Annotated in this window: 19 protein-coding genes; 16 read left to right on the top strand and 3 right to left on the bottom strand. The window is 43.6% G+C overall.

The genetic code is table 11. The features are described from left to right. Positions 1-17: 17 nt before the first annotated feature. Positions 18-1,013, top strand: a complete 996-nt coding sequence (locus NYE23_RS16675) for a zinc-binding dehydrogenase (protein WP_341079386.1) — start codon at positions 18-20, stop codon at positions 1,011-1,013. 44 nt (positions 1,014-1,057) lie between these two features. Here the strand turns inward: NYE23_RS16675 and NYE23_RS16670 are convergent, their stop codons facing one another. Continuing rightward, positions 1,058-2,098 carry a lactonase family protein gene (locus tag NYE23_RS16670; RefSeq protein WP_341079385.1) on the bottom strand — a complete coding sequence of 347 codons (1,041 nt, stop codon included), beginning with the start codon at positions 2,096-2,098 and terminating at the stop codon, positions 1,058-1,060. A gap of 122 nt (positions 2,099-2,220) precedes the next feature. Here NYE23_RS16670 and NYE23_RS16665 point away from each other — a divergent pair, with 122 nt between their 5' ends. The 7 genes from NYE23_RS16665 to NYE23_RS16635 all read left to right on the top strand — a co-directional run bounded on the left by NYE23_RS16665 (position 2,221) and on the right by NYE23_RS16635 (position 10,513). After that, complete coding sequence (locus tag NYE23_RS16665) at positions 2,221-3,003, top strand: hypothetical protein (protein WP_341079384.1); 783 nt, start codon at positions 2,221-2,223, stop codon at positions 3,001-3,003. A 92-nt stretch (positions 3,004-3,095) separates the two neighbouring features. Then, positions 3,096-3,911, top strand: a complete 816-nt coding sequence (locus tag NYE23_RS16660; protein ID WP_341079383.1) for an STAS domain-containing protein — start codon at positions 3,096-3,098, stop codon at positions 3,909-3,911. A gap of 236 nt (positions 3,912-4,147) precedes the next feature. Then, positions 4,148-5,371 carry an S-methyl-5-thioribose kinase gene (mtnK, locus tag NYE23_RS16655; RefSeq protein WP_341079382.1) on the top strand — a complete coding sequence of 408 codons (1,224 nt, stop codon included), beginning with the start codon at positions 4,148-4,150 and terminating at the stop codon, positions 5,369-5,371. Positions 5,372-5,384: 13 nt separating this feature from the next. Beyond that, positions 5,385-6,446, top strand: coding sequence for an S-methyl-5-thioribose-1-phosphate isomerase (mtnA, locus tag NYE23_RS16650; protein WP_445662604.1), 1,062 nt, complete (start codon positions 5,385-5,387; stop codon positions 6,444-6,446). A 394-nt stretch (positions 6,447-6,840) separates the two neighbouring features. Next, complete coding sequence (locus NYE23_RS16645; protein WP_341079380.1) at positions 6,841-8,112, top strand: S8 family peptidase; 1,272 nt, start codon at positions 6,841-6,843, stop codon at positions 8,110-8,112. Between the two features lie 176 nt (positions 8,113-8,288). Continuing rightward, on the top strand, positions 8,289-9,077 hold the full coding sequence (locus NYE23_RS16640) for a class II aldolase/adducin family protein (protein ID WP_341079379.1): 789 nt from the start codon (positions 8,289-8,291) through the stop codon (positions 9,075-9,077). 101 nt (positions 9,078-9,178) lie between these two features. After that, complete coding sequence (locus tag NYE23_RS16635; RefSeq protein ID WP_341079378.1) at positions 9,179-10,513, top strand: CoA-disulfide reductase; 1,335 nt, start codon at positions 9,179-9,181, stop codon at positions 10,511-10,513. A gap of 33 nt (positions 10,514-10,546) precedes the next feature. Here the strand turns inward: NYE23_RS16635 and NYE23_RS16630 are convergent, their stop codons facing one another. Further along, the gene (locus NYE23_RS16630) at positions 10,547-11,755 is read right to left on the bottom strand and encodes an MFS transporter (protein ID WP_341079376.1); all 1,209 of its coding nucleotides are present in this window, start codon (positions 11,753-11,755) and stop codon (positions 10,547-10,549) included. A 266-nt stretch (positions 11,756-12,021) separates the two neighbouring features. On the opposite strand from NYE23_RS16630, the gene NYE23_RS16625 reads away from it, so the two are divergent. The 4 genes from NYE23_RS16625 to tatC all read left to right on the top strand — a co-directional run bounded on the left by NYE23_RS16625 (position 12,022) and on the right by tatC (position 16,269). Next, the gene (locus NYE23_RS16625) at positions 12,022-13,479 is read left to right on the top strand and encodes an alanine/glycine:cation symporter family protein (RefSeq protein WP_341079375.1); all 1,458 of its coding nucleotides are present in this window, start codon (positions 12,022-12,024) and stop codon (positions 13,477-13,479) included. A gap of 173 nt (positions 13,480-13,652) precedes the next feature. Beyond that, positions 13,653-15,293: a PhoX family protein gene (locus NYE23_RS16620; protein WP_341079373.1), complete on the top strand. Its 1,641-nt coding sequence runs from the start codon at positions 13,653-13,655 to the stop codon at positions 15,291-15,293. A 9-nt stretch (positions 15,294-15,302) separates the two neighbouring features. Continuing rightward, a complete protein-coding gene (locus tag NYE23_RS16615; RefSeq protein ID WP_035326193.1) occupies positions 15,303-15,488 on the top strand; it encodes a twin-arginine translocase TatA/TatE family subunit in 186 nt (61 codons plus the stop codon). A 55-nt stretch (positions 15,489-15,543) separates the two neighbouring features. Further along, positions 15,544-16,269 carry a twin-arginine translocase subunit TatC gene (tatC, locus tag NYE23_RS16610; RefSeq protein WP_341079371.1) on the top strand — a complete coding sequence of 242 codons (726 nt, stop codon included), beginning with the start codon at positions 15,544-15,546 and terminating at the stop codon, positions 16,267-16,269. A gap of 64 nt (positions 16,270-16,333) precedes the next feature. On the opposite strand, the gene NYE23_RS16605 is transcribed toward tatC, so the two are convergent. Further along, a complete protein-coding gene (locus tag NYE23_RS16605; RefSeq protein WP_341079369.1) occupies positions 16,334-17,590 on the bottom strand; it encodes a S8 family peptidase in 1,257 nt (418 codons plus the stop codon). Between the two features lie 224 nt (positions 17,591-17,814). Between NYE23_RS16605 and NYE23_RS16600 the strand changes: the two genes are divergently transcribed. The 4 genes from NYE23_RS16600 to NYE23_RS16585 all read left to right on the top strand — a co-directional run bounded on the left by NYE23_RS16600 (position 17,815) and on the right by NYE23_RS16585 (position 25,525). Beyond that, positions 17,815-18,948 carry a zinc-dependent alcohol dehydrogenase gene (locus NYE23_RS16600; RefSeq protein WP_341079367.1) on the top strand — a complete coding sequence of 378 codons (1,134 nt, stop codon included), beginning with the start codon at positions 17,815-17,817 and terminating at the stop codon, positions 18,946-18,948. A gap of 141 nt (positions 18,949-19,089) precedes the next feature. After that, the gene (locus NYE23_RS16595) at positions 19,090-20,328 is read left to right on the top strand and encodes an ATP-binding protein (protein ID WP_341079366.1); all 1,239 of its coding nucleotides are present in this window, start codon (positions 19,090-19,092) and stop codon (positions 20,326-20,328) included. A 160-nt stretch (positions 20,329-20,488) separates the two neighbouring features. Beyond that, entirely contained in the window at positions 20,489-21,805 is a 1,317-nt protein-coding gene (locus NYE23_RS16590) for a globin-coupled sensor protein (protein WP_341079365.1), read from the top strand. Between the two features lie 201 nt (positions 21,806-22,006). Next, positions 22,007-25,525, top strand: a complete 3,519-nt coding sequence (locus NYE23_RS16585; protein WP_341079364.1) for a bifunctional 2',3'-cyclic-nucleotide 2'-phosphodiesterase/3'-nucleotidase — start codon at positions 22,007-22,009, stop codon at positions 25,523-25,525. Positions 25,526-25,660 lie beyond the last annotated feature (135 nt).

Below are 25,660 nucleotides of genomic sequence, written 5' to 3'. Positions count from 1 at the left end.
AAAAGCAGGTGGAGGAAATGAAAGCGGTCATTCATGAAGGTAAAGCCGGTCTTGCCGGGTTATCTTATGGTGAAATTGAAAAGCCTGAGCCGGGTGCCGGCGAAGTCAGGGTGAAATTAAAGACGGCAGGGCTGAACCATCGGGATTTATTTGTCCTGAACCGCCACAAGGCGGAAGATCCTGCGCTTGTCATCGGTTCAGACGGAGCGGGAATTATCGACGCAGTCGGAGATAACGTTGCAGACATGAAGCCAGGCGATGAAGTTATCATCAATCCCGGACTCGGCTGGAAGGAAAAAAGCGAGGCACCCCCAGCCGGCTTTGAAATCGTCGGCTTGCCGTTTCATGGGACATTTGCGGAATACATCATAATTCCGGCTGAAAACGCAGCTCCCAAGCCAGGGTATTTAACCTGGGAGGACGCGGGTGTCCTTTCCCTGGCAGCACTAACCGCCTACAGAGCATTATTCACTAGAGGAAAGCTTCAGGCAGGCATGAAGGTGTTCATTCCCGGAATTGGAGGGGGTGTGGCAACCTTCTTAATGCAATTCGCAAAAGCGGCAGGGGCATCTGTGTATGTGGCTTCACGTTCAGAGGAAAAATGCCGAAAAGCTCTCGAGCTTGGTGCAGATAAAGCCTTAAACAGCAGTGAAGAGTGGCCGGAAGCTCTTGGCGGGGAAAAGGTGGATCTTGTCATTGAATCTGTTGGCCCGGCTACATTTAATAAATCTTTGGAAATCCTTCGCAATGGCGGTACCATCGTAACATTTGGCTCCTCTACTGGGGATGTGCTGGAACTCAATCTCCGCAGTCTCTTTTACGCTCAGCAAAACATGCTTGGTTCAACAATGGGAAGTGCAGAGGAATACCATGAAATGCTCCAGTTTATTGAAAAACATCAAATCAGGCCGGTTTTGGATCAGGCATTTCACCTGGAACAATATGAACAGGCTTTTGAAAAAATCGCAAACGCGGAGCAATGGGGGAAAATTGCTTTCAAAATCAGCGAATAAAAATAGGGGTGAGATCTGCAAAAAGCAGTATCTCACCCCTTTTCTTATACATGTAAAAACTTCACACAAACCGGATCCGGCACTTTCACATCAGATTGAAGCAATGTAAGCTTTCCGGTCGTCTCATCACGAGAATATAAAACAATGCTGCTGGAATTCTGGTTCGAGCCTATTACAAATTTTTCGGTTGGATCGAGCACAAAGTCACGCGGCCAGTTTCCTTCTGTAGAGGTATGCTCCACAAATGCAAGCTCTCCATTATCCTGATTCACGGAGAAAACAGCAATGCTGTCATGCCCGCGGTTGCCGGCATAAACGAAGCGGCCGTCGGAAGAGATATGAATGGCGCTTCCCTGGTTATTTTCCTTAAAACCTTCCGGAAGGGTGGTTATAGCCTGCTTTTGAACGAAGCTTCCATCTTCATGATACTGAAGTAAAAGAACTTCAGAGCTAAACTCGGTCATCACATAGGCATACTTGCCATTTGGATGGAACACAAGGTGTCTGGGTCCGCTCCCAGGTTTAACGGCCAGGGTGCTATTTTCCTTTAGAATGCCTTCATTTACTTCATACGTAATCACCTGGTCTGTTCCCAGGTCAACTGCAGCTAAATACTTTTCGTCCGGAGTAAGTCCAGCATAGTGAGTATGCGGTTTTTCCTGCCTGCTGTCAGGACCTGATCCGCTATGCTTCATAACTGAAACAGCAGGATTTAAAGAGCCGTCCTCATTTGTTAAGTAAGACTCGACTGTCCCTTTATGGTAGTTTGCACTGAAAACATTGCGCACGGAAGAATCCACACTGACATGACATGGAGGGGAGCCGGCAGAAACCTGGCTGTTGATTTTCTCAAGCGAACCGCTGCTGTCAAGACGATACGCAGCCACTCCGCCGGATTCGCCTTCCTTGGCTACCGAGAATAAAAACTGATTATCAAGGCTGATTGTTAGATAGGTGGGATTATCCAACTGCGCTGCAATCCTTACATCGGAAATTCTGCCTGCCTCTGTATCCAGAATAAATGAATAAATCCCTTCACTTTCACTCTTTGTATATGTGCCTATGTATCCTCTGTACTTAGCCATATGAAGCCTCCTCTATATGTATTCTACTGAAAATACTCTATCATAATTTGCCTTCTAAACAAAAGGAAGAGGAATTTTACAATGGAAAAAGAATAGTAAAAAGGTACATATAGGAGAGGATGATGAGGTTGAACGCACCCCATTCAATAATGTCAGTCTGGAGAATCTTTGATCGCTTTCCGATGGAAACTCTGACAAAAGCATGGTTTTACGATAAAGCAGGAACAAAAAAGCAGCGGGATGTTTCTTTAATGAAGGAGCACCGTGCCCAATATGGCATTACCGGAAACTGTTTTGACCTCGCGATTTGGCTTCTGCACGAATTTAAGGAGGCGGGAATTCAGGCCTATCCGGTTGGCCACGAATTAAAAAATACTTCTGCCCATGCTGCAGTGGTGGCGGTGGATGAAGAGGGTCGCCGATTTCTATGTGATCTTGGGGACCAATGGCTGCAGCCCATATTAATTGATTCAATGGCCCGGGATTTTACTCCCGAAAAAATAAGCGGATTTTTCCCGGCAGCAGATGTCCAGGTTTCATCTGAACGCGGACAGCTGGAAATTTCCTATCACCGCCCAAACGGAAAAGTATCGCGGCAGAGTTATGATACGGATCCGGCAGACATGAACATTTTCCTGGAAGCAGCTGAACGATCGCAAAACACGATTTATCCAAAAGCTTTGCTGGAACAGCGGATTTCCTATAAAAACGAAACCGCACACTGGGAATTTTACAACTGGAAAAGTTTCCTCAGTACCACAGAAGGCCTGTACCATGATGCCCCTGCGGAATCAATTGAAGAATGGGCGGTCCGGATTCATGAAAAGACAGGGTATGATCGGGAATTTTTAATAGAGGCACTCAGTATTTATAAAAAGCTTGAAAACAGCAGTCTTTCCCATTAGGGAAATCCTCCTATTTATTTCCCATTCTGTCACTTTAAAGATATAGTAGGATATAATCGAAGCAAGACATAAGAGGGGAGATATATACATAAATGGAGCCTATTCATAAAGTTTCAGCGTATCTTACTCAAAATGCAGAGGTTTTATCTGAAGAACTCGTCAAAGAAATCGTAAAACGATTTGGTTTCGAAATTCCCAAACCGGAATTTGAGGCTGCCGTTTCGATGTATGTGGAGTTTATGAAGTTTCTGGGAACCATGATTGCTAGCAATGATGATATGATTCCTGAAGGATTGGTTGAATGGAGCAAAGGAAATGGCGAACGGGCTGCCTCCAAGGGAGGGAAAATTTCTGATATCGTCATCCGGTATCCGGACACCCGCCTCGTTTTTACTGATAGATTCAACAATATTGGCAAAAAGTTTGAATTAACGGCTGATGAGATTATTTCCATTATTAAAAAAGTGAACTTTATGCTGGATATCAGCGTTAATGAGACCGTATTTGCCTTTGAACGGCACTCCGAGGAACAATTAAAAGAGACACAATCCCAGGTAAACGAGCTGTCTGCAGCTATTGTACCGATCCAGGACAGCATTGCAATCCTTCCATTGATCGGAAGCATAGACTATGACAGAGCTCAAATTATCATTGAGAAGACAGTCCCTCGGGTAAGTCAGCTGGGAATTGAAACCTTAATTATCGATTTTTCCGGCACGGTGAATATAGATGTTGAAATTGCCAATCATATTTTTGATATCCGTAATATTCTCCAGCTAATCGGTGTCAATACCATTGCAACAGGCGTCAGACCGGATTTGGCAAAAAGTGCCGTTGTCCTTGGCATTGACTTGTCATCCCTTGAAGTATACTCGAACGTCCTGCAGGCGATTAGAAGCATTAAATAACTGTAATGAAAGAAGCTGCTCATAGAGCGGCTTTTTTTTATTAAATTAGAAAATGGGAAATTTGAACTGTGATAACTGTCCAGCTTCAGCGTTTGCATGCAGGACGCAACCGCTTTTCTTTTAAAAAAACAATTGTCGAACCACAAGTCACATGATAGTATTTAGATATTTTCCAATATATTAAATTGACAAAATTATAGATACTATTAAAAAGATTCGTATGGGAGGCTTTTTGTATGACTGTTTTTACATCCGCTTATTTTACAATGACTGAACAGGAAGCTATTGAATATGCCAAAACAAGGCTGAATTATTTTGCTCCAGATGCTGAATTGGACTGCAGGGAAATTGGCGATGGCAATTTAAACTATGTTTTCAAGCTGACTGACCATAAACACAAGAAGTCTCTGATTATCAAACAGGCCGGACCGGTTGCCAGAATATCTGATGAATTTAAGCTGTCACCTGACCGCAACCGCATTGAATACGAAATTCTCGATCTGCAAAACAAGCTCGCTCCAGGTTTCGTGCCACAAGTGTTTAGCTACGATCCCATAATGAATTGTACCGCAATGGAGGATTTGTCAGATTACACTATTATGAGGACAGCCTTAATGCAGCATGAAAAATTCCCGCTATTTGCTGACCATATCTCGACTTTTCTGGTAAATACCTTATTGCTTACTTCAGATGTCGTAATGGGTCATAAGGAAAAGAAAGAGCTCGTCAAAAAGTTTATCAACCCGGAATTGTGCGAAATTTCAGAGGATCTCGTCTTTACAGAACCGTTTTACGACTGTGCGAGAAATGAAGTGTTTGAAGGCACCAGGGAATTTGCCAAAAAGGAAATTTGGGAGGATCCAAAGCTTCAGCTTGAAACTGCTAAGCTAAAATTTGAGTTTATGACCAATGCCCAGTCCCTGCTGCACGGTGATCTGCACACAGGCTCAATTTTTGTAAAAGAAGATTCTACTAAAATCATTGATCCTGAGTTCGCCTTTTTTGGCCCGGCCGGATACGATGCCGGCAATGTGATTGCCAACCTGATTTTCGCCTATGTGAACGCGAAATATACCATCTCAGAAGGTGAAGCAAGAACCGATCAGCTTGGGTATCTTGAAAACACAATGGAAGATATTATCGACTTGTTCCAAACGAAATTCCTGCAGGCCTGGGATGAGAAGGCACAAGAACAAACAGCCTGCTATAAAGGCTTTAAGGAATACTACCTGGATACAATCCTTCGTGATACAGCAGCCGTCACAGGACTTGAGCTGTGCAGGAGAATTATCGGGCTGGCATCTGTAAAGGATGTCACATCCATTGAAGATTACAGCAGCAGAGCTGCAGCGGAAAACATTTGTCTGGCAGCCGGAAAAATGTTTATTATGGATAGGGAATCTTTTAAAACAGGAGCAGATTTTGTACGTGTTCTAAAAGACTGTGAAAAAAGATTCTAAAGGAGGCAGCATGATGGGAAAACCAGTTGATGTCATCCAGTCTGTCAGATTGGATGATGAAAACGATACGCTCATTCTATTAGATCAAACAGTTCTGCCGAATGAAAAGAACTTTTTGCATTTGAAAGAATTAAAGGATATTTGGGATGCAATCTATCATTTAAAGGTCCGAGGTGCACCTGCCATTGGAATAGCGGCGGCTTACGGTGTCTATTTGGGCACAAAGCAATCAGCGGCAGCGAGCTATGAGGAACTTTATCAGGATTTTAAAAAGGCGAAGGAATACCTGGCGTCATCACGGCCAACTGCGGTTAATCTTTTTTGGGCACTCGACCGCATGGAAGCCCGTTTCCAGAAGGAAGAAGGCAAAGCAGCAGCTGAAGTAAAGCAAGCCCTAAAAAAGGAAGCAGAAAAAATACGCGCTGAGGATGAAAAGGTGTGCGAGTCGATCGGACAGCACGCACTTTCTGTACTTGAGCGTGGATGGGGTATACTGACACACTGCAATGCCGGTACAATTGCGACCGCTAAATATGGGACAGCTCTAGCTCCAATTTATTTAGGGCAGGAAAAGGGATATGATTTTAAAGTATACGCCGATGAAACCCGCCCGCTTCTGCAGGGGGCACGCCTGACTGCATGGGAGCTCGAAGAAGCAGGTGTCGATATTACACTGATCTGCGATAATATGGCAAGCATCGTCATGAAAGAAGGCAAGATTCAAGCTGTGCTTGTTGGCTGTGACCGTGTTGCAGCCAATGGTGATGCAGCCAATAAGATTGGAACATCCGGCGTTGCGATTCTTGCGAAACATTATAATATACCTTTCTATGTTTGTGCTCCGCTGTCCACAGTCGATCTCGCATGCAAAACAGGGGACGATATCCATATAGAATTAAGAGATTCAGAAGAAATTACTTCTAAATGGTACGAAAAGCCGATGGCGCCAGAAGGTGTAAAAACCTATAATCCCGCATTCGATGTAACAGATAATGAACTGATTACAGGCATAATAACGGAGAATGGCATAGCTTATGCACCGTTCACTGAAAGTCTGTCTAAGATGTTTAAATAGGAAGAATACAGCCTCCAGGCCAAGTGGTCAGGAGGCATTTTCATGCTTGCACTTCTATACTTCATATCTTTAAAGCGTTTAACTAGGAAAATATCCCTGATTACGATAAAAACAGAGTGTAATTTAACTCTTTTTATCAATCGAATGTACTAATTTATTTGGGGTAACCCCTTCATTTTTGGAAAATTTATGAAAAAAACAACAGGTGAATAGTAGAATCTATTTGTAAACCCTCCAAAATGCCTGATACTTTTTGAAAAACTATGTTTCTGTACCTGATTCTAAAGTCTGATAATTAAATAATTTAGCATATTGTTAGAGTTTGAATATTTTAAATATACTTTAAATACAACAAGAAACGACAGAAAAATATAGAGTCGAGAGGAGAAAAAGGATGAAGAAAAAAAGGGCATTAGGAGCAGCACTTCTAAGTATGACAATGGGTTTATCAGTTTTCACAGCGGGGGCATTCGCAAAAGAACCTGAGACCCAAAACGAAACCTACCGGGTATTGATCCAGGGTCCGGCAAATGCTAAAGCCAGTGTGAATTCACAGGTGGACAAGCGCTGGGATTTTGGCAGCGATGGCATGACTGCAGAGGTTAATGCTAAGCAATACCAGGCACTCCTGAAAAATAAGAACTTAAAGATTGAAAAAGTAAGCGAAGTTACTCTTGATACTGCCAGAACTGAGGCGTCCAAGAAAGATTCAGTTTCTATTCAGGCAGCAGGATATCCTAGTGATCAGACACCATGGGGAATTGCTTCCATCTATAATAACAGCAGCATTACGAGTACGTCAGGCGGAAGCGGCATTAAGGTTGCTGTTCTTGATACAGGCGTTTATACAAGCCATATTGACCTGGAAGGCTCTGCGGAGCAGTGTAAGGACTTCACTCAATCCACTCCGATTGTAAATGGTTCATGTACGGATCGCCAGGGCCATGGCACACATGTAGCCGGGACGGTTTTAGCACATGGAGGATATGATGGCCAGGGTATTTATGGAGTGGCTCCACAGGCAAAGCTGTGGGCTTATAAAGTACTTGGAGACAATGGTTCAGGATATTCAGATGATATCGCAGGAGCAATCCGCCACGTAGCTGACGAAGCATCCCGTACTGGTTCTAAAGTGGTCATTAATATGTCCCTTGGTTCAAGCAGCAAGGATTCCCTCATCAGCAGTGCGGTTGATTACGCATACAGCAAAGGTGTTCTTGTTGTTGCCGCAGCAGGAAACTCAGGCTACAGCGCTAATACAATCGGCTATCCTGGAGCTTTAAAGAATGCGGTCGCGGTTGCAGCTCTTGAAAACGTTCAGCAAAACGGTACATACCGTGTAGCCAACTTCTCATCCCGCGGAAATCCTAACACGGACGGTGACTATGTCATTCAGGAAAAAGACGTGGAAGTGTCTGCACCTGGTGCAAGCATCGAGTCTACGTGGTATAACGGAGGCTATAACACGATCAGCGGAACATCCATGGCAACACCTCACGTAGCAGGGCTTGCAGCAAAAATTTGGTCATCCAGCCCATCCATGAGCCATACTCAGCTTCGCACAGAGCTTCAAAATCGTGCCAAGCAATATGACATAAAAGGCGGATACGGAGCAGCAACTGGTGATGACTATGCGTCAGGCTTCGGATACCCTCGCGTAAAATAAACGAACATCATCATACCCCCGAAAACCGTCTGATCTCGGATCAGGCGGTTTTATAATATTTCCGCGGAAATGATCAAATTTTAGCGAAACATGAAAACTAATAGAAAATGCTGAAACAAATTAATTTTGAATATACAATAAGGAGTGGATGTGAATTAGGAAGGGAGCTGACAGCCATGGCTGTTAATAATACATATCTTGATGACCAGGAAGCAAAGGAACTCATCTGCGAAATCGGCAGAAGAATATACAATAAAAACTTCGTTGCTGCAAACGATGGAAACATTTCCATTAAAGTGAATGGCTTTGAACTCTGGACAACACCAACCGGAGTGAGCAAAGGGTTTATGACACCGGATATGATGGTTAAGATGGACCTTTCAGGCAATATACTGGAAGGGAAGATGAAGCCGTCTTCAGAAGTAAAGATGCACCTCAGAGTGTATCAGGAAAACCCTGAAGCAAAGGCTGTTGTCCATGCCCATCCTCCTGTGGCCACATCATTTGCCATAGCCGGAACCAGTCTTGAAAAACCCGTTTCTCCGGAGGCGGTAGTTTTGCTTGGCAAAGTGCCCGTAGCCCCGTATGCCACTCCCGGAACACAGGAAGTGCCGGATTCCATTGCCCCATACTGCAGGAATTACAATGCTGTCCTTTTAGCGAATCATGGCGCACTAACCTGGGGCAGGGATATAACAGAGGCCTATTTCCGGATGGAATCACTGGAACACTATGCACTTATGCTGATGTATTCCGAACACATCATTCAAAAGTCAAACGAACTGAGCACTGGACAAATTGCAGAGCTGATCTCAATCCGGGAGAAAATGGGCATTAAAACAGGAGGAGTACCGGTTCCGAAAAGTGAAAAGAAAATCCGGACGGCTCCCGGCCTGCCAGAAGAAATGATCGAAAATATTGTTCGGAGAGTAACGGAAGAAGTCCTAAAAAACGTTTTAAAATAGCCAAAAAGGGATAGCTATAAGGGTATAGCAATCTTGTATATTTTAACCCTTTTAACGAAACCTATCTTGAATACCTTATTGAAACGTGAGGAGAGATTCCGATGAAACTGCTGGTTATTGGCGGGGTGGCTGCAAGTATGTCAGCCGCATCGAAATTAAGAAGAATGGACGATAAAGCGGAAATTACCGTCTATGAAAAAGGAAAATTTTTATCCTACGGTGCCTGCGGTCTTCCGTATTATATATCCGGCGAAAATGATGATTATCGTAAAATGATCGCAAGAACACAGGAGCAATTTGCTGAGAGGAACATTAAAACGTATCTGCAGCATGAAGTTTTAAAAGTGGATACAAACAAAAAGGAAGTAACGGTTAAAGACCTTGCATCAGGAGAAAAATTTACGGATACATACGATAAGCTGATGATTGGAACTGGCACGTTTCCGATCATGCCCCCATTTCCGGGGGCCGATCTCGAGAATGTTCATGTGCTGAAAACAATGGAAGATGGGATGGTACTAAAAGAAATTTCCCGCAAACCAGGAGTGAAGAATGTCGTCATCGTCGGCGGCGGCTATATTGGCATTGAAGTGGTTGAAGCGATGAAAACCCTTGGCAAAAATGTGCGGGTTATTGAAATGGGTGAGAGAATCTTAGCTCCTTTCGATAAGGAAATAACCGATATCGCTGAAAAAGAAATTCGTGATCACGGTGTAGAACTGAACCTGGGTGAAAAGGTGGAAAGCTTCAGCGGCAATGGGAAAGTGCAAAGTGTCAAAACGGATAAAGGCACTTATAAAGCAGATTTAGTGCTTGTTGCTGTAGGTGTAAAGCCTGCTACGAAGTTTCTGGAAGGATCGGGAATAGAGATGGCCGAAAATGGTGCCATTATCATCGACCGTGAAATGCGGACAAATATTGAAGGTGTTTATGCTGCGGGGGACTGCGCACAGGTTTATCACAAGGTGCTTGAAGAAAATGATTATATCCCGCTTGGAACAAACGCGAACAAGTGCGGCCGTCTGGCTGGGGCCAATATAGCCGGCAGTCATGAAAAATATGTGGGAACCCTGGGAAGTGCCGCGATTAAAATTTTTGATATGGAGCTTGGAAGAACGGGGCTTTCCGAGGAAGATGCCAAAAAGCTTGGTATAAGGTACACAACCGAATTTGTGAAAGCAGCTGATCATCCGGACTACTATCCGAAACAGACTCCTATCTGGATCAAGCTGATCTGTGAGAAAGCAACAAACCGAATTCTCGGAGCCCACGCCATTGGAAATAAAGGAGTGGTCCTTCGAATCGATGTATTTGCCGTTGCCATCCACAATAAAATGGCAGCAGAAGAGCTTGGCATGGTGGATCTCTGTTATGCCCCGCCGTTTGCGGGTGTCTGGGATGCTGTCCATATCGCAAGCAATGCAGCGAGAAAATAATGAAGCCAGCAGAGATGCCGGCTTCATTTTCATTTAATAGGAATCCTTCGCCAGCTTCGGATGACGGTTCATGGCACCAAGCAGAATCAGTCCGCTCAGGATAAGCAGGAAGCTTGTGACTACGAAGACTGCAGAAAAACCCAAATAGCCTGAGATCAAGCCGCCGATGACGGGGCCGATAATATTCCCGAAAAATCGGAGGCTTGTGTTGTAGCCAAGCACTTCACCCTGCATGGCAACGGGCGCTTCCTGGCGAATATAAGCAATCCGAACAGGGATGATGCCCCCGATGGTAACACCAAGCGCAAAGCGGACTAGAACAAGCTGCCACATGTTTGAGACAAATCCGCCCGGCAGATAAAACACGCCAGCGAGGAAGAGGAGAATAACCAATGTTTTTATATAGCCATGCTGGTCCCCGATTTTCCCCCACTGCCGGGCCATCAGAAGATTGCCAAGCCCTGCAGCTGAAAAAGCAATTCCCGCAAAAAACGCCAGATTTTCCGGTCCGTGCAATTCACTGACATATAGGGATAGGATAGGCTGGATGCTGAAGTGTGCGATTTGAACAAGCGTTGATATCAGCATAACTGTCAGAAGGACGGGATTACTGATAATATGCTGAATGACCGCCTTGCTTGAATACCGCGTTTTCTCGCCCTTTTGAGTTTGGATTCTGTGTTCTTTTGTGAAAAAGACAAGAAAAGCGGAAACAAAGATGGCGATGGAGGTCCATTTGAAGGTATCTGAAAATCCGAATAAATCTGCAAGGACTCCGCCGAGAAGAGGGCCCATCAATGAACCTGTGATGCTTCCGGTCTGCAGTGTCCCCATCACCCTGCCGGCAATTTCCTTCGGAGTCTGCGTGGAAATAAACGCCTGTGACATTCCGATGAAGCCTGTAAAAATTCCCGTAAACAGCCTGAGAAAAAACAGCTGCCACACGTTTGTCACATATCCCATCAGGAAGATGGATATCCCCATGCCGATTCCGGACAGAATCAATATTTTCCTGCGCCCAAAAAGGTCCCCGATTCTTCCCCATACAGGTGAAAAAAGAAACGCAGTCACAAATGTAATCGCAAACGTCCACCCTGACCAATGCTGCACATAGGTAGGAGAATGGTCGCCAAAACTTTCTATATATAACGAAATAAAGGGAAGCACCATCGTCATGCTGCCTGCCACAAAAAAATTGGCAAACCACATAATCATTAAATTTCTTTTCGTTTGTTTTACCATATTTGAAACACTTCTTTCCGGTCAACGTTTCGTTTCCCTAAATATATAATAACGAAAATTACAAAAAATAGGAAGGGTTATGCTATCACTCTAATTTTTATATATCCTCTCAAATATGATAAAAACCGCTTTACTCAGGGAATCCAGAAAAATCTATGACATTATTACCACAGTCCGTTAAAAAAACATTGTCTTATAACAGTATTTATTCTATAATTCCTAATAGGAAAAAGATTCAGAATATATTCTAAAAAGGGGGAAGTTGTTTGGAAGCTTTTGTTAATCAGCTAAACGGTATTTTATGGAGTACACCTGTTATCTACATCTGTCTTGCAATAGGGTTGTTCTTCTCAGTCTTAACTCGATTTCTACAGGTCCGCCATATCAAGGATATGGTACTGCTCATGTTTCAAGGGAAAAGTTCCGCAGCGGGCGTTTCGTCTTTCCAGGCCTTATCTATTGCTCTTTCCGGCCGTGTAGGAACTGGTAACATTGCAGGTACTGCCACTGCCATCGCGATGGGTGGTCCTGGTGCTGTATTCTGGATGTGGGCCATTGCTTTTATCGGAGCAGGCAGTGCGTTCGTTGAATCAACGCTGGCTCAGATTTACAAAGTGAAAAAAGACGGGCTATACCGAGGCGGTCCGGCCTATTATATTGAAAAGGGAATCGGAATTAAATGGTTTGCCGTCCTTTTCGCAATTTCTGCTTTGCTTGCTATGGCACTTTTAATGCCTGGCATCCAGTCAAACTCAATTGCGCTTGGAATGGAAAATGCGTTTGGCATAGACAAAACAGTAACAGGCCTTATTATTATCGGTTTACTTGCCTTGATTATTTTCGGCGGTGTTAAGCGTATTGCAACTGTAGCTCAATATACGGTCCCTTTTATGGCAGTGGGATATATTTTAGTCGCTTTAATTATTATTGCCATGAACATTGGTGAGCTGCCTGGCGTTTTTTCGTTAATCTTCAGCAGTGCCTTTGGCGCAGACTCCATGTTTGGGGGAATTATCGGAAGTGCGATCGCATGGGGTGTAAAACGCGGAATTTATTCGAACGAAGCTGGTCAGGGTACAGGCCCGCATGCTGCTGCAGCTGCTGAGGTTTCCCACCCTGCCAAGCAAGGTCTTGTACAGGCATTCTCTGTATATATTGATACGCTATTCGTATGTTCGGCAACAGCTTTCATGATCCTATTCACTGGAATGTTCAATACAGTCGGTGCTGATGGAAAGACTCCAATTGTAGAAAACCTTCCAGGAGTGGAAGCTGGACCTGGTTATACACAGGCAGCTGTTGAATCTGTGCTTCCAGGCTTCGGTGCCGGATTCGTTGCTGTTTCTCTTTTCTTCTTTGCTTTCACAACCATTATGGCCTACTATTATATGGCTGAAACAAATGTAGCTTACCTGATAAGCGGCAAGAACAGCAAGCTGGCGATGTTTATTCTGAAGATTGTCTTACTTGCTGCGACATTCTATGGTGCTGTTAAAACAGCAGGCCTGGCGTGGGCACTTGGAGATGTTGGCTTGGGACTAATGGTTTGGCTGAACTTGATTGCCATCGTTATCTTAAGAAAACCGGCTTTGATTGCACTGAAAGATTACGAGGCCCAGAAGAAGCAAGGTCTTGATCCAGTATTCAATTCCAAGAAGCTTGGCATTAAAAATGCTGAGTATTGGGAAGAGGAATACAAGCCTCAGGAAGAAAAAGTATCTTAATAGAAAGATAATAGATGTCCGGCTGATGCCGGGCATTTTTTTTACAATCTTTATATTACTTTTACAATATTCAGGTTATTTCTTAGCATTATCTTAATATTCGTCTTTTAGTATTGTACTTGGGTTTGGTACATAAATACGATGCAAACATTTTAAAAGAAGAGGTGCTGAGGATGACTGAATTAAATCGCCGCAAGTTCTTAACGTATGTAGGTACAGGTGTGGGAGCATTGACTGTAGCTTCGACAGGTTTGGGGGCAATGGTTCCAAAAGCGGAAGCTAAGGGTGTGGAGGCAGCCTCCCAATTATTCGGATTTCAGAAAAAAATCTCTGGTTTAAATTTTAAGCCGATTGATCCGACAGATACAGATGACCTTGTTTTGCCTCGTGGTTACAAATACGATGTTGTGGCAGCCTATGGAGATGTCATTAATAAAAAAGGCGATACATTCGGCTTTAACAATGACTTTACATTATATTTTCCAATTGATAAGGACAAGCGCGGTCTATTATGGGTGAATCATGAATATTCAAGTGATCTATTTGTTCATGGTGCAAGGCCGGCAAATGGCAAATATACCGCAGCGCAAATTCAGAAAATGCTTTATAACCAGGGTGGATCGATAATCGAGGTATACCGTGATAAAGAAGGTACCTGGAAAATGGATACGGATTCCAAATATGCCCGCCGTATTACAGGCTTGACACCGTTCCAGCTTACAGGTCCTGCCAAAGGTTCAAAAGCAGTGGGCGGTGCAACGAATGTACAGGGGACTTTTGCCAATTGTTCCGGCGGCATGACATTGTGGGGCACGGTTTTATCAGCTGAGGAAAATTTCGAATCTACCTCTAAGGATGCGGGATTAAATGATACACATTATGGCTGGATTGTGGAAATCGATCCGTTTGATCCTAATTTTAAGCCGCGCAAGCACACCGCCCTTGGTCGTTTCAACCATGAAAATGCAGCAGTCGGCCTGAGCAATGACAATCGGGTTGTGGTATATATGGGTGATGATAAAAAAGATGCATGCGTGTATAAGTTCATCAGCAAAAATAAATATGTAAAGTCCCGCGGAAAAGCCAATGCAGACCTTCTTGAAGAAGGGACACTTTATGTGGCTAATATGGGCAGCGGAAAATGGGTGCCATTAACGATTGAAAATGTACAGAAAGCCGCCAAAGGGAACGCAGATCTTTTAAAGAAATTCCAAACGCAGGCTGATGTGGCTGTTCACTGCCATGAAGCAGCTCTGCTTGTTGGCGGAACGCCGACTGACCGTCCGGAAGATGTGGAAATCAGCCCGTTCGATAAAACGGTATTCATTGCCCACACCAACAATGATAAACATGGCAACTTCCACGGCCATATTACCAGATTTATCGAAGAGGGAGATGATCTGGGGGCACTTACTTTTGATTTTGAAATCTTCGCAGCCGGCGGAAAACAGAGCGGATTCAGTGCACCTGACAATCTGACTTTCGATAGCCTTGGCAATCTCTGGACTGTTACAGATATGTCGTCAAGCAAGCTGAATACAGGAATCTACACGCATTTCGCCAACAATGGCATGTTTGTCATCCCGACGATCGGAAAAAATACAGGTGAAGCCTTTCAGTTTGCTTCAGCTCCCGTTGAAGCAGAACTGACTGGACCATCCTTTACACCAAACGAAACAACCCTGTTCCTGTCCATTCAGCACCCGGGAGAAGAGACGGAAGACCTGAACAATCTGACAAGCAAATGGCCGCATCGCAAGGGAGACACCATGCCGCGTCCGGGGGTTGTAGCGATTACAGGCTTCAAATACTAGGAGGTTACTATGCTATCAAATATCGGGATACCAGGATTGATTATTGTTCTAGTGCTGGCGCTGATCATTTTCGGCCCATCCAAGCTTCCTGAAATCGGGAGAGCATTCGGCACCACCCTGAAGGAATTCAAGAAATCCACACGCGAACTTGTTTCAGACGAACAGCCGGAAGATAAGAAAAAAGAATTGCTGTAAGAATGAATAGGGGAGGGAGAGTTATCTTCCTTCCTTTTATATTGAGGTGATTAATATGAACAATGAGGCAGTAAATGTTCTCCAGCATTTTGAGGAGCTCCGGAAGAGGCTGATGATTATAGCTGCTGTCTTTATAGCGTTCTTGGCACTATCCTTTATTTTTGTCAGCGACATTTACCAGTGGCTGGTTAGGGATCTGGACTTTAAATTGGCTGTTCTCGGCCCCTCTGAGATTTTATGGGTCTATTTCATGCTTGCGTCTGTAGTCGCCATTGCTGCCGCCATCCCGGTAGCTGCCCATCAAATCTGGCTGTTCGTCAGTCCGGCGCTTACCGGAATGGAGAAAAAGGTGGCCTTATCCTATATTCCCGCTTTATTTTTGCTGTTTATTACCGGTATAGCATTTGGATATTTCATCCTTTTGCCGCTGGTTCTGAATTTTTTAGTGACCTTATCCGGAGATATGTTCACCGCCTTTTTTACAACGGAAAAATACTTTCAATTCGTGCTGCATTTAACACTGCCATTTGGCTTTCTGTTCGAGCTTCCGGTTGTGATTATGTTCCTGACCAGTCTTGGCATACTCAATCCCTATTCGCTGCAGAAGATAAGGAAGTATGCCTATTTCGCACTGATTGTGGTGGCCATATTAGTTACACCGCCTGATTTCATCTCAGATATACTGGTTACATTGCCTCTCCTGCTGCTGTATGAGGCTAGCGTGAGCCTGTCCAAAATTATATATGACAGAAAGCAGAAAAAGCAGGCTGTTTTGCAGTAATTATAAATAAATCAGAGCACAAAAAAGCTTGGACCGTAAATGTCCAAGCCTTTCTATTATTCTCTTACTTTACACGAGGGAAGCCAAAGCCTGACGCATAATCGTCTCCAGTGGCAGCTCCTGTTCCGCCAAGAATATCATTTTGCTTGGCCCGGCTTTGAAGCTCGGTGCGAAGCTGTGCATGGGTCATGGATGGATTATGGGCCCAGATCTTAGCAGCCAATCCGGATACATGAGGCGTAGCCATGGATGTGCCGCTGATTGTGCTGTAGCTGCCATCATACCATGTGGATTCAATCGCTCTGCCTGGTGCAGACACCTCAACATCACGCTCCTGAATCACGAAGTCGCCATCAGTTGCAGGATTGCCCCGTGATGAAAAATCTGCAACACGGTAGGATCCATTTTGCTGAACATTTTCAAGAGCCGCCACTGCAACAGCATTCACCAATGCGCCAGGATAGCCAATCGTGTTATCGGCAGGACCATCATTTCCGGCAGCAGCCACTACCAGGACACCTTTGCTGTAGGCGTAATCAACTGCATCTGCAATCAATGTGCTTTTAGAGCTTGAACCTAATGACATGGAAATGACCACTTTAGATCCTGTGCGGACCGCTTCATCGGCCGCATGCTTAATAGCTCCGGCGATGTCATCAGAATACCCTGATCCTCTGTCATTTAACACCTTATATGCCCAGAGATCTGCGTCTGGAGCCACCCCATAAACGCCTTGTCCGTTAGCGCCGCCATGAGCCAGTACAGTACCCGCAACATGTGTGCCGTGTCCGTTCTTGTCTCCGCAGCTTCCGTCAATTAAAGGTGTCTTTCTTTGTGTAAAGTCTTTACACTGTTCAGCTTGTCCAGCAAGGTCAGCATGCGCTGTATTTACCCCTGTGTCCAGCACGGCAACTTTTACCCCATTTCCGCCTGAAGTGCTTTGGATGGAGCTGTCATTATAAATGGCCTCAATTCCCCAAGGTGTACCGTCTGCCGGAGCTGATGCAGCCCCCGATCCAGGTTTTGCAGCTGTCACAGGTGCATTCTTAACTTCATCAACTCTATCAATCTTTAAGTTTTTATTTTTTAAAAGTGCCTGATACTGTTTAGCATTGACTGTTGTAGTAAAACCTTTCTGTCCAAAATCCCACCGTACTCCGTAGTTCGATTTTGCCTTTGCCTTTTCCGCACTTGGTCCCTGAATAACGACCCGGTAGGTTTCATTGCTCTCAACCTGCTGGCCAAATGCCCCTGATGCAAATACAGAAAGCCCCATTGCCACACTTAATACTGCTGACCCAATCATTCTTTTTTTCTTCATTCAAAATCCCCTCTCAAAATATGTATTGACCACAGCCGGAAAAGCTGTGACTCTATTATATTTACAAAATTCAGAATAATTAAACCGGTCTTTCGTACTATTTATTTGGAATTTTAAGAGATTTAACTTTTTAGAAAAAATTTCAATTCATTGAATGGATATAAATGGTGTTAGTTAACCGTGTTGAGGGTATAGCCTACTAAGTCATTTAAGGAGTGTGAAGCATGAGAGCTGTTACTTACCAGGGAGCAAAAGATATTCAAGTGAAAAATGTGGAGGATCCCAGAATTGAAAAACGCGATGATGTTATTATCCGTATCACGTCAACAGCCATTTGCGGATCGGACCTTCACTTATATCAGGGAAACATGCCTTTGCGGCCCGGGTATATTATCGGGCATGAACCGATGGGAATCGTTGAGGAGACAGGACCAGATGTGACGAGGGTAAAAAAAGGCGACAGGGTGGTCATCCCATTTAATGTTTCGTGCGGGCATTGCTTCTACTGCCAGCATGATATGGAAAGCCAATGTGATAATTCTAACCCCCATAACGATTCAGGCGGATATTTTGGCTATACCGAGAAATATGGAAACCATCCGGGCGGCCAGGCAGAGTTTTTAAAGGTGCCATTTGGCAATTTCATGCCCTTTGTCATACCTGAATCATGCGAGCTGGAGGATGAGTCACTGCTTTTTTTATCGGATGTGCTGCCGACAGCTTATTGGAGTGTGGAGCATTCAGGTGTAAAAGCGGGAGATACAGTCGTCGTCCTCGGCTGCGGCCCCATCGGTTTAATGACCCAAAAATTTGCCTGGATGAAAGGGGCTCAACGGGTAATAGCAGTCGACCATCTTGATTATCGTCTGAATCACGCCAAACTCACCAATGATGTGGAGGTATATGACTTCACGAAATATGATGACATGGGTGCTTATCTAAAAGAAATTACCCAGGGCGGAGCTAATGTGGTCATCGATTGTGTGGGCATGGACGGAAAGAAATCCGCAGTGGAAAAAATTGAACAGAAGCTGAAGCTGCAGGGCGGAACGCTTGGCCCGATCCAAATTGCGACGAAAGCCGTACGTAAATTTGGGACCGTCCAGCTGACAGGTGTGTACGGGCTCACATACAATATGTTCCCGCTGGAGGAATTTTTCTCGAGAAATGTTACCATTAAAATGGGGCAAGCCCCTGTGGTGCACTATATGGCTGAGCTGTTCGAAAAAATCACGAAAAAGGAATTTGATCCAAAGTCAATCATTACTCATCAGATTCCGCTCGAAGAAGCAGATCGTGCATATAAGATTTTTAATGACCATGAAGATGACTGCATTAAAGTAATCTTAAAACCCTAGCTGTTATACACAAACCGGCCTGGATATACCAGGGCCGGTTTTTTGAAGTTTAAGAATATAACATAATATACATGTTTCGACACAAACGTATATAATAGTGCTAAAGGCATATTATTAATAGAGTTACCAAGGAGCATGTAAATGAAAGGCTTTAATCAAGATACTTTGATAAAAGAAGAAACAAAAGCAGTTACCCTTTTTATCTGGCTGTTTTATATTATTTTAACACTTTATGACTTATTTTATTATTATCTGCTCCCCCTCAATACAGGCGGCATTATCGGACTGCCAAATGGCGGGCTTGGATGGGTGTATTACCTGGCCATTATCTTGCTCTTGCCCTTAGCGGTGTATCTAATCAGGACAAAACGCCCTTTTCAGGTAAAATACTTATTTTTTGCAGGTTTCTTTCTGATAGATTTTAGTAACAGCATGCTTATCTATTTTGGTGAGTCGAAGGAATTTCAGAGCGGGAGCGCAGTCGAACTTTTATTTATTATATTTGCACCGATTTTTGTGAATAAGCGCTATTTTTGGATTGTAACCGGAGGCATGGTTGCGAAGTACCTTATTGCTGGTTTTATACTGAGCAGCCAGAAGGTAATGGTGCCAATTGTGCTTTTGATCATTTTTTCAAGTGTTTCCTATGTTCTGCTGAACCGCTTTTATTCATATATTCACTCCTTGACACATGTTTTCCAGGAGCTCCGCCAGACGGAAAAGCTGGCTGCTGTCGGACAGATGGCTTCGGCAGTGGGCCACGAGGTGAGAAATCCTTTAGCAGCATTAAGAGGGTTTACTCAGCTGCAGATGGAAAAACACCCTGAAGATAAGGATCGATATAAAATTATGATTGAAGAAATCGACCGCATTAATTTGATTGCAGATGACCTTATGATTCTGAGCAAACCAAGGCTGCCTATGTTTAAAAGGGTTGAACTGAATGCAGTGATTCAATACGTCCTCATGATTATTAAAGAACAGGCAGCCAATCAGAATATCCGTTTTGAAACAGAGAATCTGAAATCCCTTCCTAAAGTTCATTGTGACGAACATATGCTGAAGCAGGCTTTTATTAATCTGATCAAAAATGCGATGGAATCTATGACAGAAGGCGGCACGATCCTGATTTCGGCTAAAATGGCGGAGAATGACTGCGTTCTGATCAGCATTAAAGATGAAGGCTGCGGAATCAGTGCTGAAAATATGGATCGGGTAGCGGATCCATTTTATACAACTAAACCGGATGGAACCGGACTGGGCCTGATGGTTACCAAGCAGATTATGGATGAACACAAGGCGGGAATCATATTTGAAAGTGAAGAGGGAAAAGGGACAATTGTGAACCTTACGATTCCGATAGAGCAGACAGCAGAATAAAAGGATTTTAGGGGATGTACCTTTAATGTACATCCTCTATTTATATTTAGGACTATTAGCCGATATAAGCAGAGAGTTAATAGTTGCTATTTACCTACTTATTATACATAATATATACAAAACATGTACAAAATGGCTAAAGAGCCGGAGGGACACGACTATGCTATTTCAATTAAAAAAGAAGAATCCACCTTCATTATTTCAGCCGGAAATGAACTTTCCAGGATTAGAGGAAACAGTTGAAGTAAAAGATCAGCGTATTTCTGAACGATTGTGGTACATGGGCTTTTCAAAGAAGCATCTTGAAACACTTCAGGATCTGAACCCGGTGATTTCACTCGTGCTGGATGAATTGCTTCAGAAAGTTCTGGATCATCTTTATAAACAGCCTCCATTAAAGAGGATTGCTGAAAATAATACAAGCAGGGAAAGGTTATATGGCGTTTTTGTCCGGTATTTCCAGAGTTTATTAAGCGGTAACCTGGATGATGAATACTTTGCCATGAGAACGAGAATTGGCAATACCCATAACGGAGCCGGTCTCCCAGTCGAGTGGTTTCTGGCGACGTACTCTGCCATTAATACCTTATTGGTGCCTAAGATAGCGGCGGAACTCCACCAGGATCCTGAGAAGCTGACCAATGCACTTCTGGCTCTTACTCATATCATCAATCTAGATTCCCAGCTTGTCGTTGAAAATTATCTGCAGGCCAGAATGAATGAACTCAATGTGTTAAATGATTCGAATGCTCAGCTGCAAAAAGAATTAAACTCGATCAGCCAGGAAGTAGCAGCCTCGGTCCAGCAGACGGAAGCTTCAATCCATGAGACAAGCTTAAAAGCTGATCAAATCCGCAGTGAAACCGAAACAACGCAAAAAAGCAGCAAAAATCTGCTGAACCTGACTAATCTCAACCAAACCCAAATGGACGAGATGGTTCACGCATTCAATAATGTTCTTCAGGATGTGGAGCAGTCTATGAGCGGAATTGAAGCATTGAAAGGAATCTCTGAGCAAATTATCACGATGACAAAAGGGATTGAGGATATTGCCGATCAGACGAATCTGCTGGCACTGAATGCATCGATTGAGGCGGCCCGGGCGGGTGATGAAGGCCGGGGATTTGCCGTAGTGGCAACCGAAGTGAGGAAACTGGCAGAAAACTCTAAGAAAATGAGCAGCCATATCAAGGAACAAATCGAAAAAAGCGACAATCAAATCAGCGTGCTGGTTAATACAATGAACTCCATGAATCTCTCAACAAAAGAATCACAAGCTCAGATTCAGCAGGTTAAAGGCGGGCTTGTTACAGTGAAAATGGAAATGGAACAGTATCTGGATATGTTCGGCCGCAATAAAACAGACCTCGACAGCATTGTTCAGTCCATTCAGGAAATTAATCATACAACCGAAAGCCTGTCCCTTCTTGCAAATGAGCTGAAGGAAAAGGCTGAGGGCGGAGATAGGAATTATTAATCTCTATTATAATAACTATTTAAAATGATGCAGCATCCTTTGAGGGTGCTGTTTTTTAGGTATTTAGAAATTGTTTTTTACATAAAATTATAAATTGCCACACGAATTGCTCCTAATTGCTCATTCTCAAATAAGTCTAAAAATAGATAGAATTATGAATGTTATCATCCTAATCTACTAATATCGAGGAGATGTATCCATTTGAAAAACCCTGCGCGCAAATTAGGTAAAACAATTCTTGCTGCAACTATGTCCCTATCTGTCTTGGCAGCTCCTGTTTCATATGATTCTGTAATGGCAGCAAAGCCTGATCATATAGGGAATCCGGAACATGAATTCAGCCATGAAGTAAGCCTTCGGATACTGGGAACAACAGATATACATACACACCTTTATAACTATGACTACTATAAAGATGCAGAAACCATTGAATTTGGACTGGCTAAAACAGCTACCTTAATCAAACAGGCAAGAAAAGAAGCAAAGAATACATTATTATTCGACAATGGCGACTTAATACAGGGAAATCCGCTTGGCGATTATAAAGCAAAAGTAGATAAGCTTGAGGATGGGGAAATGCACCCTGTTTTCAAAGCTATGGAACTATTAGATTATGATGCCGCTACGGTAGGAAACCATGAATTCAATTATGGGCTCGATTATCTGGATGAGGTCCTGGATGATTCGCCATTTCCTTATGTGAATGCCAATGTCTACAAAGATGACCACGATCAAAATCCGGAAAACGATGAAAATTATTTTAAGCCATATAAAATCATCAAGAAAAAAGTGGTTGATGAAAAAGGCAGAAAACAGGTTATTAAGGTTGGGGTTATCGGTGCTGTGACTCCGCAGATTACACAATGGGACAAAGCCAATCTTGATGGAAAAATCATCACGAAAGACATTGTAAAATCAGTAGAAGCTAATATTCCTAAAATGAAAGAAGAAGGTGCGGACATTATCATTGCGCTTGCACACTCCGGTATGGGGGATGCTGCATATGCGGAAATGGAAGAGAATGCAGCCTACGACTTAACAAAAATAGAAGGTATTGATGCAGTCATTTCCGGACACAACCATAAGAATTTTCCGGGAGATTTCACCGATCTTCCTGGAGTAAATACAGAAAAGGGAACGGTCAACGGGGTGCCGTTCATCATGCCGGGCAGCTGGGGCAACCGGCTTGGCGTTATGGACCTGACCATTGCCAAGGTAAAGGGCAAGTGGCAGGTGAAGGATTCCCAGTCATCTTTAAGGTCTATTTTCAGAAGCTATAAAAATGAATCCGGCGCGACCGTTAAGGAAAGCCTTGCAGATGCAGATCCTGATATTTTGAAAGCTGTAAAGGAAGAGCATGAAGGAACCGTGAATTATGTCCGCCAGCCTGTTGGGGAAACAACAGCGGATATCCACAGCTATTTTGCACTTGTAAAAGATGATCCTTCCATTCAAATTGTAACGAATGCACAAAAGTGGTATATCGAGAAGCAATTAATAGGAACACCGGATGAAAATACACCAGTGCTTTCAGCGGGAGCACCTTTTAAAGCAGGCGGACGCAACGGGGCGAGCTATTACACATATATTCCTGAAGGCACAATCGCCATCAAGAATGTAGCTGATCTATACCTGTATCCGAATACAGTCGCTACGGTAAAAATTAAAGGAGCAGATGTGAAAGAATGGCTTGAAATGTCTGCAGGACAGTTCAATCAGATAAAAGAAAATGAAGCAGGAGAACAGTCACTTATTAATAATGATTTCCCTACTTATAACTATGATGTAATCGATGGTGTGACATATGAGATAGATGTAACAGAACCTGCTAAGTATGATAAGGATGGCAAGCAGGTTAATGCTGATGCAAACAGAATCAAAAATCTTCAGTATAACGGAGCACCTATTGATCCAGATCAGGAATTCATTGTTGTGACAAATAATTATCGGGCCAGCGGCACTTTCCCTGGAGTTAGAAACAACACAGCAGTAGAGCTTTATCCGGATGAAAACCGCCAGGCAATCATTGATTATATCCGTGAAGAACAAACCATCGATCCTTCTGCAGATGCCAATTGGTCATTTGCACCGGTTGCCGGTGAAGTAAATGTAACGTTCGAATCTTCACCGGATGCAAAGAATGCAATTGCTGAAGGCAGCGGAATCGGCTACGCCGGTGAAGCAGGCAATGGCTTTTCGAAGTATTCACTTCAATTTCCGGAGCCAAAGCCTTTTGAAGTCCAGCTTTTGGGCATCAATGATTTCCATGGCCAGCTTGATACATTTAATGCCGGCTTGAATGCGGGTGGAGTCGAATATTTAGCTTCACATTTAAAACAGCGAGAAGCAGTGAACCCCAATACAATCATGCTGCATGCCGGTGATGCAGTCGGGGCGAGCTCCCCTGTTTCTGCCCTTCTTCAGGACGAGCCAACCATTAATATGCTTAATGAGATCGGTTTTGATATAGGTACAGTCGGAAACCATGAATTCGATGAAGGGGTAGATGAAATGCTCCGTCTTATCAATGGCGGTGCCCATCCTAAAACGGTGGAGAAGTATGGTGAGTTTGAAGGAGCAGACTTTCCGTATGTTGCAGCAAATGTAGTCGATGAAACAACAAAGGAACCCATCCTTGATCCATATGTTATTAAAGAAGTAAATGGAGTGCCTATCGGATTTATTGGTATTGCCTATTCCGATACTCCTGGGATCGTAACGCCCAGCGGAACAGCTGGAGTAGAATTCACAGACGAAGCGGAAGCAATCAACAAGTACACGGCAGAGCTAAAGGAGCAAGGCATTAAATCGATTGTGGTCATTACTCACAATCCTGCAGTGTCTGATCTGGATGGGGCTAATCCTCAAGAAGAACTCGCAGAAATTGCAAATGCGGTTGATGATGAAGTGGATGTGATGTTTGGCGGGCATAACCATAAGTACACAAACACTGTAGTAGACGGAAAATTGCTTGTTCAATCCTATTCATATGGTACAGCTTTCTCTGATGTGGATTTAACAATTGATCCGGTTTCCGGAGATGTTGTTGCTAAAAAAGCTGAAATCGTAAACGCCACACGTGATATTGAGCCAGATGCTGAAATCAAGGAAATGCTGGATGCTTATATTGCTGATGCAGCTCCAATTTTAAATGAGGTTATCGGCCATACTTCAACTGGCATTTCGAGGGATGTAAATGCTGACGGAGAGTCTCCGATGGGGAACCTGATTGCAGACTCCATGATTGCACAGACCAATACTGATTTTGCCTTCATGAACTCAGGCGGCGTCCGTGCAGGCATTGATGCGGGAGATATTACGTGGAAAGAAGCTTTTACGGTACAGCCATTCGGAAATGACCTTGTGACATTGACATTGACCGGTGCGCAGATTAAAGAACTTTTTGAACAGCAGTGGGGTTCAAAAGAAAGAATCATGCATGTTTCCGGTTTAAAGGTGACGTATGATTCTTCGAGAGCCGCTGGAGATCGGATCGTTTCTTTAGTGAAGAACGATGGAACAACAATTGCTGCAGAGCAGGAATATTCTGTGACGGTAAACAACTATATGGCTGATGGCGGAGACGGCTATAGCGCCCTTTTAAACGGCAAGAACCGCACTGTGGATATCGTCGACCTTGATGCTTTAATCAGCTACATCAAAGAACAGAAAGAATTAAATCCAGCGGTTGAAGGAAGAATTACCAAATTGAATAAATAACAGGAAGGGAGCATCAGAGCAGTCTGATGCTCTCTGTTTTATATCCTCTAAATAAGCATAAATACCCAATTCTATTTTTCGTGCTGAATAATTCAATCACAATTACCTAATCAAATGTTATCAAATTATTAAAAT

Origin of the sequence: Cytobacillus sp. FSL H8-0458, assembly GCF_038002165.1 — a bacterium.
Taxonomy (GTDB): Bacteria; Bacillota; Bacilli; order Bacillales; family Cytobacillaceae; genus Cytobacillus.
The sequence above is the reverse complement of the archived record's forward strand: the minus strand, read 5'-3'. Positions and strand labels throughout refer to the sequence as shown.

What these genes read in the sequence shown, in the direction of transcription:
- NYE23_RS16675 (WP_341079386.1), top strand. Translation starts at nt 18, where the DNA reads ATGAAAGCGGTCATTCATGAAGGTAAAGCCGGTCTTGCCGGGTTATCT.
- NYE23_RS16670 (WP_341079385.1), bottom strand. Translation starts at nt 2,098, where the DNA reads ATGGCTAAGTACAGAGGATACATAGGCACATATACAAAGAGTGAAAGT.
- NYE23_RS16665 (WP_341079384.1), top strand. Translation starts at nt 2,221, where the DNA reads ATGAGGTTGAACGCACCCCATTCAATAATGTCAGTCTGGAGAATCTTT.
- NYE23_RS16660 (WP_341079383.1), top strand. Translation starts at nt 3,096, where the DNA reads ATGGAGCCTATTCATAAAGTTTCAGCGTATCTTACTCAAAATGCAGAG.
- mtnK (WP_341079382.1), top strand. Translation starts at nt 4,148, where the DNA reads ATGACTGTTTTTACATCCGCTTATTTTACAATGACTGAACAGGAAGCT.
- mtnA (WP_445662604.1), top strand. Translation starts at nt 5,385, where the DNA reads ATGGGAAAACCAGTTGATGTCATCCAGTCTGTCAGATTGGATGATGAA.
- NYE23_RS16645 (WP_341079380.1), top strand. Translation starts at nt 6,841, where the DNA reads ATGAAGAAAAAAAGGGCATTAGGAGCAGCACTTCTAAGTATGACAATG.
- NYE23_RS16640 (WP_341079379.1), top strand. Translation starts at nt 8,289, where the DNA reads ATGGCTGTTAATAATACATATCTTGATGACCAGGAAGCAAAGGAACTC.
- NYE23_RS16635 (WP_341079378.1), top strand. Translation starts at nt 9,179, where the DNA reads ATGAAACTGCTGGTTATTGGCGGGGTGGCTGCAAGTATGTCAGCCGCA.
- NYE23_RS16630 (WP_341079376.1), bottom strand. Translation starts at nt 11,755, where the DNA reads ATGGTAAAACAAACGAAAAGAAATTTAATGATTATGTGGTTTGCCAAT.
- NYE23_RS16620 (WP_341079373.1), top strand. Translation starts at nt 13,653, where the DNA reads ATGACTGAATTAAATCGCCGCAAGTTCTTAACGTATGTAGGTACAGGT.
- NYE23_RS16615 (WP_035326193.1), top strand. Translation starts at nt 15,303, where the DNA reads ATGCTATCAAATATCGGGATACCAGGATTGATTATTGTTCTAGTGCTG.
- tatC (WP_341079371.1), top strand. Translation starts at nt 15,544, where the DNA reads ATGAACAATGAGGCAGTAAATGTTCTCCAGCATTTTGAGGAGCTCCGG.
- NYE23_RS16605 (WP_341079369.1), bottom strand. Translation starts at nt 17,590, where the DNA reads ATGAAGAAAAAAAGAATGATTGGGTCAGCAGTATTAAGTGTGGCAATG.
- NYE23_RS16600 (WP_341079367.1), top strand. Translation starts at nt 17,815, where the DNA reads ATGAGAGCTGTTACTTACCAGGGAGCAAAAGATATTCAAGTGAAAAAT.
- NYE23_RS16595 (WP_341079366.1), top strand. Translation starts at nt 19,090, where the DNA reads ATGAAAGGCTTTAATCAAGATACTTTGATAAAAGAAGAAACAAAAGCA.
- NYE23_RS16590 (WP_341079365.1), top strand. Translation starts at nt 20,489, where the DNA reads ATGCTATTTCAATTAAAAAAGAAGAATCCACCTTCATTATTTCAGCCG.